20 protein-coding genes are annotated in these 20,191 nt (G+C 28.8%); 13 read left to right on the top strand and 7 right to left on the bottom strand.

Annotation, left to right across the window (positions count from 1 at the left end):
- Nucleotides 1–11 precede the first annotated feature (11 nt).
- The 7 genes from ychF (at nt 12) to QIA22_RS01695 (ending at nt 4,971) form a co-directional block, all read left to right on the top strand.
- On the top strand, nt 12–1,118 hold the full coding sequence (ychF, locus tag QIA22_RS01725; RefSeq protein WP_301611455.1) for a redox-regulated ATPase YchF: 1,107 nt from the start codon (nt 12–14) through the stop codon (nt 1,116–1,118).
- Between the two features lie 15 nt (nt 1,119–1,133).
- Entirely contained in the window at nt 1,134–1,961 is an 828-nt protein-coding gene (locus QIA22_RS01720) for a hypothetical protein (protein ID WP_301611454.1), read from the top strand.
- A gap of 73 nt (nt 1,962–2,034) precedes the next feature.
- Nucleotides 2,035–2,292, top strand: coding sequence for a 30S ribosomal protein S20 (gene rpsT / locus QIA22_RS01715; protein WP_183220342.1), 258 nt, complete (start codon nt 2,035–2,037; stop codon nt 2,290–2,292).
- A gap of 12 nt (nt 2,293–2,304) precedes the next feature.
- Nucleotides 2,305–2,631: an HU family DNA-binding protein gene (locus QIA22_RS01710; RefSeq protein ID WP_301611453.1), complete on the top strand. Its 327-nt coding sequence runs from the start codon at nt 2,305–2,307 to the stop codon at nt 2,629–2,631.
- The gene (locus QIA22_RS01705; protein ID WP_301611452.1) at nt 2,632–3,039 is read left to right on the top strand and encodes a bactofilin family protein; all 408 of its coding nucleotides are present in this window, start codon (nt 2,632–2,634) and stop codon (nt 3,037–3,039) included.
- Nucleotides 3,040–3,117: 78 nt separating this feature from the next.
- Nucleotides 3,118–4,665, top strand: a complete 1,548-nt coding sequence (gene rho, locus QIA22_RS01700; protein ID WP_301611451.1) for a transcription termination factor Rho — start codon at nt 3,118–3,120, stop codon at nt 4,663–4,665.
- 60 nt (nt 4,666–4,725) lie between these two features.
- Nucleotides 4,726–4,971 (top strand): type B 50S ribosomal protein L31, encoded by a 246-nt coding sequence (locus QIA22_RS01695; protein WP_014023479.1) that lies wholly within the window; start codon nt 4,726–4,728, stop codon nt 4,969–4,971.
- 35 nt (nt 4,972–5,006) lie between these two features.
- On the opposite strand, the gene QIA22_RS01690 is transcribed toward QIA22_RS01695, so the two are convergent.
- Both QIA22_RS01690 and QIA22_RS01685 read right to left on the bottom strand, forming a co-directional pair.
- Nucleotides 5,007–7,922, bottom strand: a complete 2,916-nt coding sequence (locus tag QIA22_RS01690; protein ID WP_301611450.1) for an insulinase family protein — start codon at nt 7,920–7,922, stop codon at nt 5,007–5,009.
- A gap of 15 nt (nt 7,923–7,937) precedes the next feature.
- Nucleotides 7,938–8,639, bottom strand: a complete 702-nt coding sequence (locus QIA22_RS01685; RefSeq protein WP_301611449.1) for a hypothetical protein — start codon at nt 8,637–8,639, stop codon at nt 7,938–7,940.
- Nucleotides 8,640–8,768: 129 nt separating this feature from the next.
- Here QIA22_RS01685 and serS point away from each other — a divergent pair, with 129 nt between their 5' ends.
- Nucleotides 8,769–10,046, top strand: a complete 1,278-nt coding sequence (gene serS / locus QIA22_RS01680; RefSeq protein ID WP_301611448.1) for a serine--tRNA ligase — start codon at nt 8,769–8,771, stop codon at nt 10,044–10,046.
- On the opposite strand, the gene dusA is transcribed toward serS, so the two are convergent.
- Nucleotides 10,036–11,043: a tRNA dihydrouridine(20/20a) synthase DusA gene (dusA, locus tag QIA22_RS01675; RefSeq protein ID WP_301611447.1), complete on the bottom strand. Its 1,008-nt coding sequence runs from the start codon at nt 11,041–11,043 to the stop codon at nt 10,036–10,038. The two genes, serS and dusA, sit on opposite strands and share 11 nt — an antisense overlap.
- Before the next feature lie 68 nt (nt 11,044–11,111).
- On the opposite strand from dusA, the gene QIA22_RS01670 reads away from it, so the two are divergent.
- From QIA22_RS01670 to QIA22_RS01650, 5 genes are read left to right on the top strand one after another with little or no spacing between them, the layout of a single operon-like run.
- Nucleotides 11,112–11,393: an SIMPL domain-containing protein gene (locus QIA22_RS01670; protein WP_301611446.1), complete on the top strand. Its 282-nt coding sequence runs from the start codon at nt 11,112–11,114 to the stop codon at nt 11,391–11,393.
- 10 nt (nt 11,394–11,403) lie between these two features.
- Nucleotides 11,404–12,111, top strand: a complete 708-nt coding sequence (pgl, locus tag QIA22_RS01665; protein WP_301611445.1) for a 6-phosphogluconolactonase — start codon at nt 11,404–11,406, stop codon at nt 12,109–12,111.
- A complete protein-coding gene (locus tag QIA22_RS01660) occupies nt 12,098–13,315 on the top strand; it encodes a flagellar motor switch protein FliG (protein ID WP_301612198.1) in 1,218 nt (405 codons plus the stop codon). The genes pgl and QIA22_RS01660 overlap by 14 nt, the downstream gene beginning before the upstream one ends.
- Nucleotides 13,315–15,099, top strand: a complete 1,785-nt coding sequence (locus QIA22_RS01655) for an alanine--tRNA ligase (protein ID WP_301611444.1) — start codon at nt 13,315–13,317, stop codon at nt 15,097–15,099. Before QIA22_RS01660 ends, QIA22_RS01655 begins: the two co-directional genes overlap by 1 nt.
- 40 nt (nt 15,100–15,139) lie before the next feature.
- Nucleotides 15,140–15,961 (top strand): ZIP family metal transporter, encoded by an 822-nt coding sequence (locus QIA22_RS01650; RefSeq protein ID WP_002556818.1) that lies wholly within the window; start codon nt 15,140–15,142, stop codon nt 15,959–15,961.
- Between the two features lie 2 nt (nt 15,962–15,963).
- Here the strand turns inward: QIA22_RS01650 and pstB are convergent, their stop codons facing one another.
- The 4 genes from pstB to QIA22_RS01630 all read right to left on the bottom strand — a co-directional run bounded on the left by pstB (nt 15,964) and on the right by QIA22_RS01630 (nt 20,128).
- Nucleotides 15,964–16,746 carry a phosphate ABC transporter ATP-binding protein PstB gene (pstB, locus tag QIA22_RS01645; RefSeq protein ID WP_301611443.1) on the bottom strand — a complete coding sequence of 261 codons (783 nt, stop codon included), beginning with the start codon at nt 16,744–16,746 and terminating at the stop codon, nt 15,964–15,966.
- On the bottom strand, nt 16,747–18,186 hold the full coding sequence (gene pstA / locus QIA22_RS01640) for a phosphate ABC transporter permease PstA (protein ID WP_301611442.1): 1,440 nt from the start codon (nt 18,184–18,186) through the stop codon (nt 16,747–16,749).
- Nucleotides 18,187–18,290: 104 nt separating this feature from the next.
- Nucleotides 18,291–19,199, bottom strand: coding sequence for a phosphate ABC transporter permease subunit PstC (gene pstC, locus QIA22_RS01635; RefSeq protein ID WP_301611441.1), 909 nt, complete (start codon nt 19,197–19,199; stop codon nt 18,291–18,293).
- A gap of 89 nt (nt 19,200–19,288) precedes the next feature.
- Nucleotides 19,289–20,128: an extracellular solute-binding protein gene (locus QIA22_RS01630; RefSeq protein ID WP_301611440.1), complete on the bottom strand. Its 840-nt coding sequence runs from the start codon at nt 20,126–20,128 to the stop codon at nt 19,289–19,291.
- Nucleotides 20,129–20,191: the final 63 nt, after the last annotated feature.

The raw sequence follows: 20,191 nt of genomic DNA, 5'->3' as shown, positions 1-20,191 counted from the left end.
AGGTTTAGGTTATGAGACTTAATGCAGGGATTGTAGGACTTCCCAATGTGGGTAAATCTACTTTATTTTCATCTTTGACATCATCTAATGTTGAGATCGCGAATTATCCTTTTTGTACCATTGAGCCAAATATAGGAATAGTAGAGATTCCTGATGAAAGGCTTTTAAAAATTTCAGAGTGCATTGTTCCACGCAAAATTATTCCTGCTGTTATGGAATTTGTAGATATTGCAGGCCTTGTCAAGGGAGCATCAGCAGGCGAAGGGCTTGGTAATAAATTTTTGGCTAATATTCGCGAAGTTTCTCTTATTGTTCATGTTGTAAGATGTTTTGAAGAAAAAGAGGTTATTCATATTAATGATGATATTAATCCTGAGAGAGATATAACTACAATTAATGTTGAGCTTTGTCTATCTGATCTTGAAACTGTTCAAAAAAGTCTTCAAAAACAAGAGAAAAATACTAAAAGCACCGATAAAAAAATTAGTGAATCTTCTAAGGCAATTGTTTTAATGCTAAAAAGACTTGAAGACCATTTAAGCAATATGAATCCCGCTGTTGAGTTTAAATTTGATGATTTTGAATATAACTTTATTAGATCATTAAATCTTTTGACTTTTAAAAAAGTTTTGTATGTTTGTAATGTTGATGAAAATTCACTTAGCGGCAATAAATATACAAATATTGTAAAAAATATTGCCTTAAAAGAAGGAAATGATTTTTTAATCTTATGTGCCAAAATTGAATCTGAGCTTGCCCAAATAAAGGATATATCTTACAAAAATGAAATGTTAGAATTATTTGGAATAAATGGTAGCGGCCTTGGTAATTTAATTAAAAAAGCTTATTATACTTTGGGTCTTAGAACCTATTTTACAGCAGGTTTGCAAGAAGTTAGAGCTTGGACATTCAAGCAAGGCATGAGAGCACCTAAAGCTGCTGGAATAATTCATAGTGATTTTGAAAGGGGTTTTATTAAAGCAGAAGTTTATTCTTGTGAGGATTTATTTAAACATCAAAGTGTTCAAAAATTAAAAGAGAAGGGGCTTGTTAGAATTGAAGGCAAAGAATATATTGTAAGAGATGGAGATGTAATCTTTTTTAAATTTAATGTATAGATTTATTTTTATATTATGCGTAATTTATTTTCCAATAATGTGAAATTAATTAGTTTGTTTGTTTTTAATAGTATGATTTGTTTGCTTTATTTGTTTTTCTATGATGCAAGTTTTTTTTATTTTGTTCTGGCGCTTCTTTTGGTAAATTTTTTAGTAATTTTTTTTTATTTAAGATATTTTTGTTCTATTTCGTTTAAGGGGTCTAAAATTTATTATAAGGGTGTTTTTTTAAGTTATAATTTTGATTTTGATGATATTGTTTTATTTGAAAAAAGATTATCAGATAATGTTTTGATTTTAAAATTAAAAAATAAAAAAAAGATTAAGGTTTGTTTTTGGACTGGCAGCGGTTCAGGTGAATTATTCAAAGAGCTTAAAATTAAAAGAAAAGATTTGTTTGTCCCAAAATTGGAAAATTTTCCAATAAGATATTATTTGTCTTATGCTTATCTTTTCATGTTTTTAGCTCGCATTATGATTGGTTTATTTGTTTATTATATTTCATTAAGCAATATATTTATTTTTTTATTTGTTTTTTTGATTGATATTAAAGTTTTGTTAGGGGATTTTTCAGTTATTAGCAATATAGTGTTGTTTTACGAGTTTAGAAAAGATTCAGTTTGTGAAAGGAAAATTTTTAAAAGTGAAATTTATTTTTATGAATTTTTTGAAAAAATTTTTATTGCTAGAGAATTTGAATTTAACAATGAAAATTATTTATGCTTTTTGTATAAAGGAAATCATCAAACAAAAAAAGTATATATTTTGAATAAAAAAATTTCTTGTTCCATGCAAAAGGTTTTTGAATATATTAATCAAAACTATTGTACCAAATTAACTTAAGCTTTGATTGACTATATTTAAATTAGTTGATATATTAAAGTTATTGTTTAATAATATTATTAAGGAGTATAACTTGAGAAAAAATGCATCTGCATTGAAGCGCTCTCGTCAAAATTTAAAAAGAAAGATTAGAAATGTAAGTGTAAAAAGTGAATTAAAAACAATAGAAAAACGCTGTATCAACATGATAAAATCGGGCAAAAAAGACGAAGCTATTGAATTTTTTAAGTTTGTTGCAAAAAAACTAGATACTGCTGCTAGAAAGCGAATAATTCATAAAAATAAAGCTGCTAGAAAAAAATCTCGTTTAAATGTTTTGCTGTTAAAGTAAGGAAATTAGTTTATGTCTTTTTCAAGAAGACCAAAGGTTACTAAGTCAGACATTGTTGATCAAATATCTTTAAATATTAGAAATAATAATCTAAAATTAGAAAAAAAATACATAAGACTTGTAATAGATGCTTTTTTTGAAGAGCTTAAAAGCAATCTTTGTTCGAATAATGTTATTGAGTTTAGATCTTTTGGTACATTCGAACTTAGAAAAAGAAAGGGACGTTTAAATGCTCGCAATCCTCAAACAGGGGAATATGTTAAGGTTTTGGATCATCATGTTGCTTATTTTCGTCCAGGCAAGGATTTGAAAGAGAGAGTGTGGGGTATTAAAGGTTAAATGCCGGTTAATATTGTAGATTCTTATAAATGGGATTGTAAGCTGGATTCTAGTTTAACCTTTAGGGGAAAATTAAAATTTGAAGGAACTTTGTATCTTGATTCTTCTTTTGAAGGTGAAATATCTTCGGAAGGGGGTGTGCTTTTTATTGGTAAGAACAGTAAGGTTATTACCAATGTGGTGATTTGTGATACATTAATAGTGGAAGGAATTTTGAAGGGCAATGTTAATGCTACTAGTAAAGTTTATTTAAACAGCGGTTGTAAAATATATGGGGATGTAAAAACAAAAAAAATATTTATTAATGATAATATAATTTTTGATGGGAAGTGTGAAATGATAAAGTCTAATGAAATTGTAGATTTGTTTTCTTTCACCGTTTCACAAATAAAAGATACTTTGCAATAGGGTCAGTGTTTTTATTAATTAATAATAAGTAGATTTTTATAAAATCCTTTCTTAAAAATTTAATTCTTAGAGGAAAATATGGATAAAAAAAATGGTGGATTTGATTTAGAAAGTGAAATAAGGCGGTTGGATGTTTCTAAAGAGTTTAAGATTGAAGATAATTTGAAAAAAAAAGTGGTTAAAGTTGTTGCTAAAAAGGATTCTGCGTCTAACTTGGCAAAATCTGCAGATTTAAGTAGCGCAAAGGATTCAAACGGTGTAGTATTTCCTGAATTTGATTATGATATTCCTTCTTCAGGTTTAGAAAATAATATTAAAACTTTAGAGCAAAGTAATATCATCAAGTTTTTTAATGGTAAAGATTATGTAGAGATTGAAAAACTTTATGATAAGCCAATTACAGAGGTTAGAAAAATTGTTGAAGGCCTTGGGACTAATCATACTATTGCTGTAACAATGAAAAAAACAGAATTAATATTTTTATTGGTAAAAATATTAAGCGAAAATAATATTAATGTTTTATTTACGGGTGTGCTTGATGTACTTAGTGATGGTTATGGGTTTTTGAGAACCGCATCAAATTCTTATCTTTCAGGAGGCAATGATGTTTACGTCTCTCCTTCTCAGATTAGACTTTTTAATTTAAGGACAGGCGATATTTTATATGGCCAGATTAGATCTCCTAGAGATGGTGAGAGATTTTTTGCAATGGTTAAAATTAAATCTATTAATGATCAAGATCCTACGTTTGCTCAAAACAGAATACCTTTTGATAATTTAACCCCCCTTTATCCCAATATGAAATTGAATCTTGAATATGAAAATTGCAATATTTCTACAAGGCTTATTAATCTTTTTTCACCTATAGGTAAGGGACAAAGGGCTTTAATAGTTTCTCCTCCAAAAGCGGGAAAGACTACCTTGCTTCAAAAAATAGCTAACGCAATAACTACTAATTATTCAGATGTTATTTTAATGATATTGCTTATTGATGAGAGACCAGAAGAAGTTACAGATATGATTCGTAGTGTTAAAGGTGAAGTAATTGCATCTAATTTTGATGAGCAGGCCAGTAGGCATGTTCAGGTAGCAGAGATGGTTATTGAAAAGGCAAAAAGGCTTGTTGAAAACAAAAAAGATGTTGTTATTTTACTTGATTCTATTACAAGGCTTGCAAGGGCATATAATCAAACTATGCCAACTTCTGGTAAAATTTTATCGGGAGGGGTAGATTCTAATGCTCTTCATAAGCCAAAGAGGTTTTTTGGATCTGCTAGAAATATAGAGGAAGGGGGAAGCTTGACTATTATAGCTACTGCTTTGGTTGATACCGGTAGTAAAATGGATGAAGTTATTTTTGAAGAATTTAAAAGTACCGGGAATATGGAATTAATTCTTGATAGAAGTTTGGCAGACAGAAGGCTTTTCCCTGCCATTAATATTAAAAAGTCAGGTACCAGAAAAGAAGAATTACTTCTTAGTGAAGAGGAACGTTCTAAGATTTTGCTTATTAGAAGAATACTCGGAGGTGTTGATGATTACGAGGGAGTTGAAGTTTTGATAGAAAAGATGAAAAAAAGCAAGAACAATGAAATTTTTTTAAAGACAATGAGCAATGGTAATTAAATAAATTGACATTATTTCTAATGTCAATTAAACTTTATTGAAGATTAAGAGGAAGGTTTTATGAGAAAAGATATACATCCTAAAAATAATTTAGTGGTATTTAAAGACGGATCAAATGGAGCAATGTTTTTAACCAGGTCTACTCTAAACTCAAAGGAAACTATTAAATATACTGATGGAAAGGAATATCCATTGATTACTGTGGAGATTACAAGCAAATCTCATCCTTTTTATACTGGCCAACAAAAGTTTGTTGATGCAGCAGGGAGAATTGATAAATTTAATAAAAGGTATAAAAAGTCCTAAAAATTGGCTTTTTTGTATAAAATTTTGATAAAATATTAATAAATTTTTTTCACACTATATTCTTTTCCTATTAATTTTTCTAGGTTATTTTTTTCTTCTTCGTATGTTTGGTTATTTACTAAAGCCGCAATGCTATTGTGTTGTCTTATTTGTGTTAAAATCTTTGTAGATATTTCTTTAATATCTTGCGATGTAATTGTAAAGTAGGCATTTCGAATATCTTGCCTTAAGCTGTCGGTAATATTTAGCATTTTTCTCCTATAGCTTTGTAAAGCTTCTGTAGCTTTAGTTTTTACATAGATGTTGGTCCCTATTAAACCTACCAAATAGGTATAAATATCCCCATCTGTCATTTTATTATTAGCTAATTCTTCTAAGGAGTTTTCGAAAGCTTGGTACGTTTTAGTGAAATTGGGATCTCTATAGGATGCAAAAGAAAAGATTCCATTAGTGATTGATGCACTTGCTCCGTATGCACCCCCCATTACCCTTATTTTTTCCCAAAACATTCCACTTCTTAATACATGCTCTAGAAAGTTTGCTTTTGGATAATTCTCATCGTTGATTTTGTAACTGGGGAAACATATAGCATTAAAAGCTACTTTTGATTGGATAATTATTATTTCTCTTAATGTTTTGTTGTTTGTATCAAGATTGAGCAATCTATCGTAATAATTGCTCTCTTCTAGGCTTTCTTTTAGATTGAAAAATTCATTTTCTAAGTTTTTAAGAATATCATCAGTATTTCCCATTATTAGTGCAGATAGATTATTTTTTAAAATTATTTTATTTTTTAAATTGTCTAATTTATTTGCAATTTCTTTTAAAGATTCTGTATCGGTTTTTGCTTTTTGCCAAAATTCTCTACCTGTTATTCCATTTTGCAATTCTTTTAAATACTCGTTTAATTTTAGTTTTGATTTGGACCTTAACATTGCTAAAAGATGTCCTTTGGGGATTAATAAGGCTTTAAAATCATTTTTCAAGCTTAGTGTTATTTCTTTTAATCTCTCATAATCATGAAAGTTAATATTCGTTAAAATTTCTTTTATCAGTTCAAATGATTCTTTAACTTTATTATTAAAAGATTTAAAGCTAATATTAAATGAATTTAAAATATTCCCATCAATGTCCTCGTCGTAACTCTCAGATATATTTATTTGTCCTAAAGTATTTTGGATTTTATTATTAATGTCTATGTAAGAATAATTTTTTGTAGATAAATCTTGGAGAGCCCTTTTGAATAAAGATAGGTATACATAATCTTCTTTTTCTAAAAAATTTAGTTTAAAAAATAAATTTACATTAAAAATATTGTTATTCTTAAATTTGAAAGAATGTAAATTTAGTTCTTTTATTTCATTAAGATTTAAACTTTTTTCTATTTCTTTTGGCAAATCTTCTATTTTTAGTAAGGGAAGTTTTACTATATCTGCTTTAGAGTCTTTTTTATTTTGGTATTTTTTAAACTGATTATAGTCTTTTTTAAATTGTAAAAATTCTTCTGGATTTTGTTTGAGTTCAATTTCTTTTGCCATTAATTTTTTTTCAATTTCTTCTTCCATTTCCTTTTCTGTGTCGTGTGATGGAATAAAACTTATTAATGTATAGTGATTATTAAATATTAGATATTTTTCAATTAAATTTTCGAAGTAATAAATTCCTTTTTCCAGTTTATTTGTAATTTCATTTATATAGTAGCTTGTTTGTAATGTTTTGATTGGATGCAGGCCATTTAGCCAGCCTTTGAGACTTTTTATCATTAAGGCAATAGGGAAATTTTGTCCCTTTTCTTCTTTTAAAGCAAATTCGTAGCCAAAAAGAATTCCTTTTATTAATTCTTTTGGGATTTTATTTTTTACTAAATTTTTAAGCTCGCTGAAAACTAAATTTTTAAATTCTTTTTCTTTGTTTTCAACAACATTTTGGAGTCCAAATGAGAAAATCGATTCTTTTAAATCTGTATTGATTCCGCTAATATGGGCTATGTCTTCACCTATTCCGCTTTTTAAGATATTGACTGTGAATGAACAAGAATCATCTAGAAGTATTTCTGAGAGAATTTCAAGACCAATGCTGTCTTCAATATTGTTAATTTCTGTGCAAAGCCAGTTTATTGTGTATACCCCAAGAGAATTATCGTTTTCTTTAGGAATTTTGTATGTTAATTTTTTCCCCTTATCCCATCTTTTAACGTTTTCTATGTCAACATTAACATTGCTTTTTTCTTTTTTATAAGGCCTTATTATGTATTTTTCAATGAAATTTAGATTTTTTTCAGTTTGAGTGTTCCCGTATAAAAATATTTTGCAGTTTTCAAGTGTATAGTATTTTTTATAAAAATCTAAAAAACTTTCATAGGTAAGATCAATAATATTTGTTGGGATTCCGCCCGAATCGTATTTATATGCTCCTTCTTCAAAAAGAGAACTACTTGCTATTTCGTTTATTAGAGAATTTTTATTTGAATAGCTACCTTTCATTTCATTAAAGACAATCCCAGATACTTTAAAATCTTTTGGATTTATGTTGTATCCTTCTTGCATAAATGATTCTTTTTTAAGCAATGGGTTAAATATAGAATCGGCATAGATATTAAATAAATTAAAGTAGTCTTTTTCAATTGTTGATGCTGCTGGGTAGATAGTTTTGTCTGGGAATGTCATTGCATTTAAAAATGTATTTAGGCTTCCCTTTAATAGGTAAAGAAATGGGTCTTTTATTTTATATTTGTTAGAGCCGCAAAAAATTGTGTGTTCTAAAACATGCGCAACTCCAGTATTGTTTGAAGGTATTGTCTTGAAAGCTATGCAAAATGCATTTTCTTTAAAAGAATCACTTTTTAAGTGAAATACTTCAAGACCGCTGTCGTGTTTAAAATACAATCCTTCTGCATCATGTTCTTCTAAATAAGTTTTCGAAATTAGTTTGAAAATTTTTTTCTTTTTCATTTATGTCTTTAATCCTTATTTTACAAATTGTGCTATTTCACTTTCATTAAATTCAAATATGTTTGGCAGCTCCTCTGTGTCGTCTAGTTTAAATGTATATTCAGGGAATTTAATAATAAGTTTTTTGTTTTCAAAGTAAATTACTGCCTGTTGTAAATCAAATAATAATTCATTAGGTAAAATTTTTTCTTTAATTTTTTTTATAAAAAATGGGAATGCTTCGTCTGTTTTAATTATGTCGTCAATGTTATAAATATAATTTCCTTTATCTTGAATGTAATAGCTTCTGTAATTTGTAATAGGGCTATCATTGATTTCTTGAGTTGCAATAAGTATTATTGTATAAATATTGTATCCATGGTGAATTTCATAGTCTATTTTTAAGTTGAATTTTTTATTCTCAGGTTTAAGCTCTTTACTAACAATCTCAAGTCTTGCTACAATTTGGCTCACATATTCATTAAGCTCGGTATTTAATTCTTCAAGATTTCCTTTTTCTTTTCCCTCAATTATTAATTTAGGGATTCTAATATTGTATTCATAAAATTGTGATTCTTCTTTTGAGCTCATTGAAGTTATTATTAAAGAATTCATTTTATTGCTATTTAAGCCAATATCTTTAAAATTGATCTTGGTTGATTTTTTTGTACATCCGTTAAAAATCATTAATATAGATATTAACATAAAGGTTGTTTTTATTGTTCTTAGACTTAGCATGCGATGATTTCTCCCTACAATATTTATTCTAATCCTGTTATAAGATATTATATAATAACCTTGATATGAATTAATATTATTTGTAATTTTGTTTAAAAATTTTACTTAAGATATATCTTAGGAGATAGGATGCTTGATCTGAAATTTATTAGAGATAACCTTGATCTTGTTAAGAGAAGTATTAAAGCAAGAGGCCTTGTTTTAGATATTGATAAGTTAATTTATCTTGATGATAAGAGAAAAAAAATAATTACCAAAATTGGTGAGCTTAATGCAAAAAGAAATGAAAATTCTTCTAAAATGCGAGAAAATCTTGATAAGGTTTTAAAAATCTCTTTAATGGAAACCGGAAAAATTTTAAAAAAACAGCTTCTTGATCTAGAAGAAGAGCTTAAAAGAGTATCTGTTGATTTTGACCTTGAAAACAAGCGGGTACCCAATATTTTGTCACCCGATGTGCCTATTGGTAATAGTGAAGAAGATAATTTTGAAATAAAAAAAGTTGGAGCTGTTCCAAAGTTTGATTTTAAGCCAAAAGATCATTTAGAACTTGGCAGAGATTTAGATCTTCTAGATTTTGACAGAGCACGCGAGATTAGCGGGAGTAAATTTTATTATCTTAAAAATGAAGCAGTTTTTTTAGAAATTGCTCTTATTAATTTTTCTTTAAATAAATTAAGAGAAAAAGGGTTTGATGTTTTTATTACTCCTGATGTTGCAAGAGAGTTTATAGTTGATGGAATTGGTTTTAATCCTCGTGGCAACGAAAGCAATATTTATAAGATTGAAGATACGGATAAATATCTTGTGGGCACTTCTGAAATTACGCTTGGTGGTTACTATTATAATAAAATAATAGATCTCACTTTGCCAATAAGAATGGCAGGGTTTTCGCATTGTTTCCGAAAAGAAGCTGGAGCATACGGCCAGCTTTCAAAAGGTCTTTATAGAGTTCATCAGTTTAGCAAGGTGGAGATGTTTTGTTTTTGCAAAGCAGAAGAATCTGGAGTTATTCATGATGAATTTTTGAGCATTCAAGAGCAAATTTTTACTGAGCTTGAAATTCCTTATAGGGTTTTAAATATTTGTTCTTTTGATCTTGGTTCTCCAGCTTATAAAAAATATGATATTGAGGCTTGGATGCCTGGAAGAGACGGAAAAGGTAGTTATGGGGAGGTTACTTCAACTTCAAATTGTACAGATTATCAATCAAGAAGGCTTAAGATTAGATATAAAGATCAAGATGGGCAAAATAAATTTGTACACATGGTAAATGGAACAGCAATAGCTACTACAAGGGTTATTATTTCCATACTTGAAAACTTTCAGGATCAAAACGGAGGAGTTAGAATTCCTAAAAGTTTGGTTAAGTATACAGGCTTTGATTATATTCCTTTTAAGAATTAGAATTTAGTATTTTTTCTGGCAATGTTTCTATAGCTTTTAGCAATATTTCATATTTTTTTAAGTTTTTCGGAAATGGTGCTGTTAAATTTTGTCTAAATTTTTTTGCTCCTTCTTTGGAAAATACTATTCCCATAAGATGCTTGAATAATATATTTATCGACAAATAATTTTCGTATTCTTTAATGTATTCTACCATTTTTATCAATAAGTCTTTTCTTGTGATAATTTCATCAGTTTCGTTTAAAAATTCTCTTGAGGCGTTTGCAATAAAGTATGGATTTTCAAATGCACTTCTCCCAATCATGACAGAATCAACAAAAGATAAGTGTTTTTTAATTTGTTCTGAGTTATTGATTCCTCCATTTATTTCAATAAACAAATTTTTATTCTCTTTTTTCAAATTATATACAAATTCATATTTTAATTTTGGAATATTCCTATTATTTTTAGGAGAAAATCCTTTTAATATTGCAATCCTTGCATGTACAATAAAATTTTTGATACCAAAATCTGAGATTATTTTGACAAAGCTTTTTACCTCAGAATAACTTTCATTTTTGTAATCACTAGGTAAAGGCCTTATACCCAATCTATGTTTAATTGAAATAGGCTTATTTGTATTTTCTTTCATCGTTTTTAAAATTTCACCTACTTGATTAGCATTGCTCATTAGACAAGCTCCACAATTTGCATTTTGGATTTTTAGAGATGGGCATCCAACATTAAGATTGTATTCATCAAAATTAAAGTGTTTTTCAAGAATTTGAATAGCTTTAAGGGCATCATTTTTGGAGTTTGTTGCTATTTGAATTGCAATTGGAGATTCTAAGGGGTTTTGCTTTATAATTTTTTTTACATCACCCATAATTATTGACTTTGCGGAAATCATTGGGGTGTATAATGTAACTTTTTTTGACAAAAGTCTTATTAAATATCTGAAATGCTCGTCTGTGATGTTTACCATTGGAGCTATTGATATTTTCCGATTTATTAACATTACATAATATGTTAGAATAAACGAGCCAATTTAACAATTATTTGTTCTTTTTTAGGAGGAATTGTTATATGCCTAGCGAAACCAAAGATTTATTTTTTTTAATACTTTTCCTGTCATTGTTAATTATAATTTCTTACAGAATAAAAAAAGTTGGCATTAAAAATAGTAATTATATTGCGGCTAAGGGCATGGGCAAAAAGGAAATCCTTTTGGTATCTTTGATTTGGGATTTAGAGTATGATTTGAATGGTGATTCGGCTTATGTTCGCATTAAAGCAAATAATTTAAATTTATCCAAGATTAAAACTTTTTTATTAAATATTTATTATTATTTATATTATATGTATTAAGGGAAATTAAATGGAGTTTTTATATTCTGATGAAGAGAATTATTTAAAAGATAGATTTTTTGATTTTTTTAATATGAATGTAGATAAAGATAAATATACAAGTATTGGAATTTGTGGTGGTCGAAGTATAGTTAACTTCTTAAGTGTTTTTCTTAAACAAAATTTTTCTTTTAGAAGAGCACATTTTTTTTTAGTTGATGAACGGTGTGTTCCATTAGATGATGAGAATAGTAATTATAATCTTTTAAATAAAAAATTTTTTTCCAAAATGGTTGATAAAAATTTAATAAGCATTTCCAAATTTCATGCTTTTGTTTATAGCGAAATAGACGAAGCCACAGCGATTCATGATTATAATATTGAATTTAATTCTAGGTTTAATATTTTTGATTTTATTTTGGTTTCTGTTGGCGAGGATGGCCACATAGCATCGCTTTTCCCTTCGAGAAAATTGTTGTTCTCAGATGTAGAAGGTTATCAGTATGAATACAATTCTCCCAAATTTCCTAGTAAAAGAATAAGCTTAACGCCTAAATCTTTGTTTAGTTCAAAAGCTATTGTTTTGTTATTTATGGGTGATGATAAAAAGCGTGCTTTAGAAAATTTTTTAGGCGCTAATAATTCTATTAATGAATGTCCAGCCAGACTTCTCAAAGAGCATCCCAATTTACTAGTTCTTACAAACATTAAAAGAGATGAAAGTTATGCAGGATCCTAGGCTTTCCAAGTACAAAAATGCTAAAAATTTAAGCAAAAAAACTTTTGAAGAAATTGATACTTTGAGTTTAAATAAAAATTTTTCCGATTCAGAGATTCAAGGCTCTATGCTTAGATCTTGGATAAGTCTTATTAAGGGCAATAAAAATAAAGCACCGGTTGAGTCCAAGTCCAATAATATTAATGATTTAAAGCCAGGGTTTATTCGAAAAGAGAGTAAAGTCACAAAGGTTGCAAAATATTTTTTGGCTATTGGACTTGAAAAATCTGCAAAGATTATGTCTGAGCTTGATGATTCAGATATAATCTTGATTACTAGAGAAATTTCAAAGATTAGTTATATTGCTCCAGAAGAAAAAGAGCATATTATTAAAGAATTTGAAGATTTACTAAGAAATCAAAAAAGGTATGTTAAGGTTGATGATAACTTTGCTTATGAGTTATTAAATAAAACGTTGGGAAAATCTAAGGCAAAATCAATTTATAAAAAAGTTACTGGCAATGATATTTTTATTCCTTTTGATTATTTATCTCAAATTGAGCATGAACAACTTTGGGCATTAATTAAAGATGAGAATATTAAAACGCTTGTTATATTATATAATTATTTAAATAAAGATCAAAAAAAGTATGTTTTTTCAATGCTAGAAGAAGAAGATAGAAGAAAATTTGTAAAAGATCTTGTCAAACCAAGGCAATTGAGTATGGAGACAATAGAGGCAATTTCAAATAAGCTTAAGGATAGATTTAAGATGCAGGGGAATCTTAAGACAGATAAACTTGATGGATCTAAGATCCTTGTTGATATTTTAAGCTATATGGATTCTAATGAGGAGAAAAATCTGCTTAATAATATTAATATGAGAGATTTAAATCCTGTTGTGGACAGCGAAATTAGAGAAAAAATATTTGATATCAATGTAATATTGAGAATCATGGACAATGATCTTCATAATATTTTAAGAGAGTTTACAGACAAAGAGATTGCAATTATTATTAAAGATAAAACCGATGAGGTTAGAGATAAAATGCTTTCAAATGTTTCAAAAAGGCGTAAAGAAATTATTTTAGATGAAGAAGCTTTTTTGGGAAAAATAAGTAAAAAAGATTTAAAAACTATGACAACAGTTTTTGTTAATTATATTAAAAATTTAACTTTAAAAGGCGATTTAATAATATATAGAAAAAATGAGGAATTTATTTAATGACACTTGATAAGTTGCGTAAAAAATATATTGATTTTTTTAAATCAAAAAGACATTTTGAAATAATGGGTAAATCATTAGTTCCTGAAAATGATCCTACAGTTCTTTTTAATACAGCTGGCATGCAGCCCCTTATCCCGTATCTTCTTGGAGAAGTGCATCCATCAGGAGATATGCTTGTTAATGTTCAAAAATGCCTAAGAACAGGCGACATTGATGAGGTTGGAGATTTAAGCCATTTAACTTTTTTTGAAATGCTTGGAAATTGGTCTCTTGGGGCTTATTTTAAAGAATATTCTGTAAAGTGTAGTTTTGAATTTTTGACGTCTTCTGATTATTTAAATATTCCAAAAGACAGTCTTTATGTGAGCGTATTTGAAGGTGATCAAGAGATTCCGCGTGATACAGAGACTGCTAAAGTTTGGGAAAGCTTGGGCATTCCTAAAGATAGAATATATTATCTTTCTAAGGATCATAATTTTTGGGGTCCTGTTGGATCTAAAGGGCCTTGTGGGCCAGATACTGAAATATATGTGGATACTGGAAAGCCCAAGTGTTCTCTTGGCTGTAATATTACGTGTTATTGTGGTAAGTATTTTGAAATTTGGAATAATGTTTTTATGCAATACAATAAAGACGAAAATGGTAATTACATAGAATTGGGTCGAAAATGTGTCGATACGGGAATGGGCCTTGAGAGAACAATTGCGTTCTTGCAGGGCAAATCTTCAGTTTATGATACAGATGCATTTATGCCCATAATAAAGAGAATAGAATATATTTCTGGTAAAATTTATGGACAAAAAGAAGATGATGATAGATGTATTAGAATAATTTCTGATCACGTTAAAGCAGCTTGCTTTATTCTTGCTGATAGTTCTGCTATTTTCCCATCCAATTTGGGCCAAGGATATGTTTTAAGAAGACTAATAAGGCGATCTATAAGATATGCAAAGAAGCTTGGAATAAAATCCCATTTTTTAGCTGATCTTGTTGATTCTGTAGAAGCTATTTATAGATCTTTTTACAATGAGCTAACAGAAAAAAAAGATTTCATCAAAAAGGAATTGAGCACAGAAGAAGAAAAGTTTTTTAAAACTTTATCTCAAGGAGAGCAAGAATTTATCAAAATAACAAGAAATTTACCTTCCAAGACTATTCCTGGCGATATTGCTTTTAAACTATATGATACTTATGGTTTTCCATATGAAGTAACAGAAGAGCTTGCTCTTGAGTATGGTTTTAACATTGATAAGTTGGGTTTTGATGAGCATTTTAAAAAGCATCAAAAGACTTCAAAGAAAGGGGGTGACAAAGTCTTTAAAGGTGGGCTTGCCGATTATACTTATGAGACCACTAAGCTGCATACGGCGACTCATTTGCTGCATAAGGCACTTCAATTGGTACTAGGTGATCATGTTAGACAAAAAGGCAGCAATATTACTGCTGAGCGATTAAGGTTTGATTTTGTTCATTCTGAAAAGATGACAGATGCTGAGATAAAAAAAGTTGAAGAGATTGTTAATTTACAGATAAAAAATTCTTTGTCTGTAAAAAAAATTATAATGAAATTAAGTGAGGCTCGAGAAAAAGGCGCTATGGCTCTTTTTGGAGAAAAATATGATGATTTGGTTAGCGTTTATGAGATAGATGGATTTTCACTTGAAGTTTGTGGAGGTCCTCATGTAGAAAATACTAATGAACTTGGTACTTTTAAAATACAAAAAGAACAATCCTCATCTTCAGGTATAAGAAGAATAAAAGCTATTTTGATTGATAAGTAAATTACTTATTATTTGTTGATTTATTTTAATAGGAGACTTTATGATAAAATCAATTTTAGATTATTTATTGACTTTACATCCTGTATTATTAGGACTTTTAGGTTCTACTTTCACCTGGTTTACTACAGCTTTTGGAGCAGCGGCAGTTTTTTTCTTTAGAAAGGTAGATAATAAAATAATGGACGCTATGCTTGGCTTTTCAGCGGGCATTATGATAGCAGCCAGTTTTTTTTCACTTATTCAGCCCGCTATCGAGAGAGCTGAGGAGCTTGGGTACATTACTTGGGTGCCGGCTGTTTTTGGATTTCTTGTTGGAGCATTTTTTATATACATTGTAGATGTATTTGTTCCAGATCTTGATAAACTTACTTTTATTGATGAAGACTTAACTAAGCACGGTAAAAAAGATTTTTTACTCTTTACTGCTGTTACTTTACATAATTTCCCAGAAGGATTAGCAGTTGGAGTTGCTTTTGGAGCCTTAGCGTCTAATCCAGATATTCAAACTTTAGTTGGAGCTATGCTTCTTACGCTTGGTATTGGCATTCAAAATATCCCCGAAGGAGCGGCTATTTCTTTGCCCTTAAGAAGAGGTAATGTTGCTTTAGCAAAATGCTTTAACTATGGCCAAATGTCAGGATTGGTAGAAATTGTGGGGGGGCTTATGGGTGCTTATGCGGTTTATTCTTTTACCCGAATTTTACCCTTTGCTCTGGCTTTCTCTGCAGGAGCCATGATTTATGTGTCAATTGAACAACTAATACCTGAAGCTAAGAGAAAAGACATTGACAATAAAGTGCCAAGTATATTTGGTGTTATTGGTTTTACATTAATGATGTTTCTTGATGTTTCATTAGGTTGAAATTATCCAAATTTTCCACTGATATATTCTTCAGTTTTGGTATTTTTAGGATTGAAGAATAGTTCGTCAGTTGAACTTTCTTCTTCAATGCACCCATTAAGGAAAAATGCGGTTCTGTCAGATATTCTTCCGGCTTGTTGCATATTGTGAGTTACAATGATTATTGTGTAACTTTCTTTTAAGGTTATTATTAGCTCTTCAATTTTGCCTGTTGATATTGGATCGAGAGCAGAGGTAGGTTCGTCCATTAGTATTACATTTGGTTCTATTGCAAGAGTTCTTGCAATACAGAGTCTTTGTTGTTGACCCCCCGAGAGACTTAAGGCATTTGTATTAAGTTTGTCTTTGACCTCGTTCCAGAGTGCAGATTTTTTCAGTGATTGTTCTACTATTTCGTCTAGTTTTTTTTTATCTTTTGTTCCGTGAATTTTTGGGCCATAGCTTATATTGTCATAGATAGACATTAAAAATGGGTTAGGGGTTTGGAATACCATTCCTATTTTTCTTCTAAGCTCCAAGATGTCGAAATTATTTGAATAAATGTTTTTCCCCTCATATATTACATTGCCTTCTATTTTAATGCCTTCAACAAGATCATTCATTCTGTTGAGAGTCCTTAAGAATGTTGATTTGCCACAGCCAGATGGGCCTATTAAAGCGGTAATGCTATTTTTTAGTATTTTAATATTTACATTGTTTAAAGCCTTAAAATCTGTATAAAATAGATTTAGATTTTCTGTTTCTATTATAACTTCATTTTTTTGTGTATCTTTTTCTTTTATCACTTATTTAATCCTATATAATTTGTTTATTAAAAATTTTGAAGTCAAATTTATTATGAGCACCATTATTACAAGTATTGAAGCTGTCCCAAATCCTTTGTCCAGATGTCCTTCTTGAAATAACATCAGTAAGTGTACAGTTAATGTTCTTGATGGTTCATTTAAATTTGTTGCAAGTCCCAAGTTTGTTCCCATTGTAAAAAGTAATACGGCTGTTTCTCCTAAAGCTCTTCCTATTGCAAGAACTATTCCTGTTAGTATTCCAGGAATAGCTGCTGGAACCATAACTTTAATTATAGTTTCTGTGTTATTTGCCCCCAAGGCGAATGAAGCATATTTGTATGATTTTGGGATTGTTTTAAATGCTTCTTCGGTTGTTTTAACAATCATTGGCAATATCATTAGAGAGCTTGTTATTGCCCCAGAGAGTATTCCTATTCCAAAAATTGGCACAAAAAAAATCAGTCCAAAAAGTCCAAAAATTATTGCAGGAATTGAGGAAAGGATGTCAACACTCATAGATAGTATTTTGTAAAATATTTTACTAGAAGTGTATTCGGCAAGCATTATGCCGGTTCCTATTCCAATGCATATTGAAATAACAGTTGTTAGCAGTATTACATAAAAAGTATTTAATATTAAATAAGAAATTCCGCCATATGCCCCAGAATCTCTTGGAATAGATAATATGAAATTTAAATTCAAAGGACTGCTTTTATCAAAATAATGCATTTTAATAAAGGGCGCTTTAAGATTTTGAAAATAATGCCAAGGCACAATTGCTAGTGCGCCTTCTGTTTTTTCTATAGTTTGTATTATATTTTCTTCTTGATCAAGATTATATTTTATTATTTTTAATTTAAAATCCTTTGATATTAAATTAATCCATTTTTCTTTGCCTTTAATGAGTTTTTCAACTTCATCGACACCTAATGTATTGATTATTTCATTTTCATTTTTTGTTAAAGTTTTTTTACCTATTAGGACAGACATAGTTTTTATTTTTAAAGCTTTAATATTGGGATATAATTTAAAGTCTAAGGATTCGAATTCTTCTTTTGTTAAATAGCTTACAGAGCCTGTTGTGCTATTAATAGTTTGAAGTATTTTTTTTGTAGATGGTTCGATTTTTATGTATCTTTTATTAAATACATTGTTTTTGATTAGTGTTTTTAGAATAGCTTTGTTAGATATGTTGTCAATTGAACTGGCAATAGGTATAATATCAATTCCTTGATCTGAAATGCTTCCCCAGTGTGAAATTTTATTATTATATATGTTGTAAATGTCTTCTATTGAAATTTTGTCTGTATTGATATTTTTGTTAACAATAAAAACAATTTGTATTTTTTTGTTTTCTTCTGTTTTAAATGGCACAAAATTTTGAGCTTTGTTTAAAAATAAAGTTTGTTTTTTTTTGAAATAAAATAAAGAGTTGTACAATACATATACTATTAGAAAAATTAATACAGCTGTTAAAAAATATGCAATAAAATTAATTATAAAGAAATAGAACTTGTTAATTAATTTATTTATTTGAGGTTTGGTCACTTTTTCTTTAACCCTTTATTTGAAGATAGTATAAAATTTTTGAGTAAATTTGTAATTATTGAAAATAGCAATAATACTAGAGCTGTAGAGAAGAGAGCTTCTCTGTGAACACCCGAGGCGTATCCCATGTCCATAGCAATATTTACGGTTAGCGTTCTAATGGGAGAAAATACGTTTTTTATAAATAGAGGAGAGCCCCCTCCGACCATTAATACTGCTACTGTTTCTCCAATAGCTCTTCCTATTGCCAATATTATTCCTGCTAAAATACCTCGACTAGCCGATGGTATTATTATTTTATATATTGTTTGCCAGTCTGTTGCTGCTAATGCAAGAGATGCAAATTTATATGATTTGGGAACGGTTTTAAGTGATGAATAACAAACGCTAATTATTGTAGGAACTATCATTATGCTTAATATGAGTGATGAGCTTATTAAATTGTATCCCAAATTGTCTTCTCTTTGAAAAATATTTTTTACTAAAGCTGCAATAAATGTGCTTCCAAAAAATCCGTAAACCACACTAGGGATTCCTGCTAATAGCTCTATTACTGTTTGTAAAAATTTTCTATAAAAGCCTTTTGCTTTTTCAAGCAAATATATTGCAAATCCCAATCCAATTGGTAAAGCAATTAAAATAGAAAAAAGTGTAGTTAAAAAGGAATTAATAATGAATGCTAAGATACCATAAGATTTTTGAATATTGCTAGTAGGATCCCAATTTGTGCTAAATAAAAAGTTTAAAATTTTAATTTTGTTATTAATAAATGGTGTTATTCCAGTTTTTAATATAAACAAACCTAAAAACAATATTGATAGAAAGCTTATTACTGCAGATATAAGAATAAAAGATTTGAAAATAATTTCAATTATTTTTCTTTTTGTCTTTAAGCTTAGATGCATTTTTTAAAAGAATCCCTTAAAGCTCATGTCAGTGTTAAATTGTATTATTTGACTTAATATTAAGTCAAGTGTTTTTTCCTTTAATTTAATTATGTTTTTATCCCCAAAAAACCTTGTTCTTCAACAATATCTTGTCCGGTTGAGCTTGTCATGAAATCAATAAATTGAGTTACGCTTTTATCTTCGTATTTATTATTTGTAACTATTATTAAATTTCTCTTAATGGTATATTTATTGCTATTTATTGTTTCTTTTGTAGGATATGTGCTATTGACAGAAAGAATATTTAAACCCTTTTCTATTGAATTTTTTGCGTATCCAAGACCTATATATCCTATTGAGTGCGGAGTAAGGCTTGTTTTTTCAATTACCTCTCCATTAGATTTTACAACTATTCCGTCTTGTCTAAATTGAGCTTCTTCGTGAGTTTTAAATATTTTATTAAGAAGTAGATCTTTTATAGATGAATAAGAACCAGAAGAAGAGTCTCGATTAATAAAGTTGATTTTAGCATCAGGGCCTCCTACTTGTTTCCAATTTTGAATTTCTCCATTTAGTATTTTAGCTAGATTTTCTTCTGTAATATTTGTAATTTTTATTTCAGGGCTTGTAATGAAAATTAAAGCATCATAAGCAAATACAGTTTCTTTTGCTCCTTGTTCAATTTCTTCTTTTGTTAAATCTCTTGATGATATTGCTATTTTGTATATTTTGTTAAATAGTCCGTTTATGCCAACACTGCTTCCTTGTGCATCGTATGTTACTTTAGTATTATTATTTATTTTATTATATCTTAAAATCATTTCGTCTAGTATTGGGCTTACAGTTGTAGATCCCCCAATTGATACAATTTTTTCATTGTCTTGATTTTTACAGTTGTATAATAAACTTGTTGATAGCATAAAAATTAAGATAATAAATTTTTTCATCAAGTAAACTCCTTTGTTTAAGTATATAATATCATTAATTTAAAATAAGTCAATTGTAAAATA

The organism is Borreliella kurtenbachii, from assembly GCF_030437945.2.
Taxonomy (GTDB): Bacteria; Spirochaetota; Spirochaetia; order Borreliales; family Borreliaceae; genus Borreliella; species Borreliella carolinensis.
Note: the sequence above shows the minus strand (reverse complement) of the source record. Positions and strands in the feature narration are given on the sequence as shown.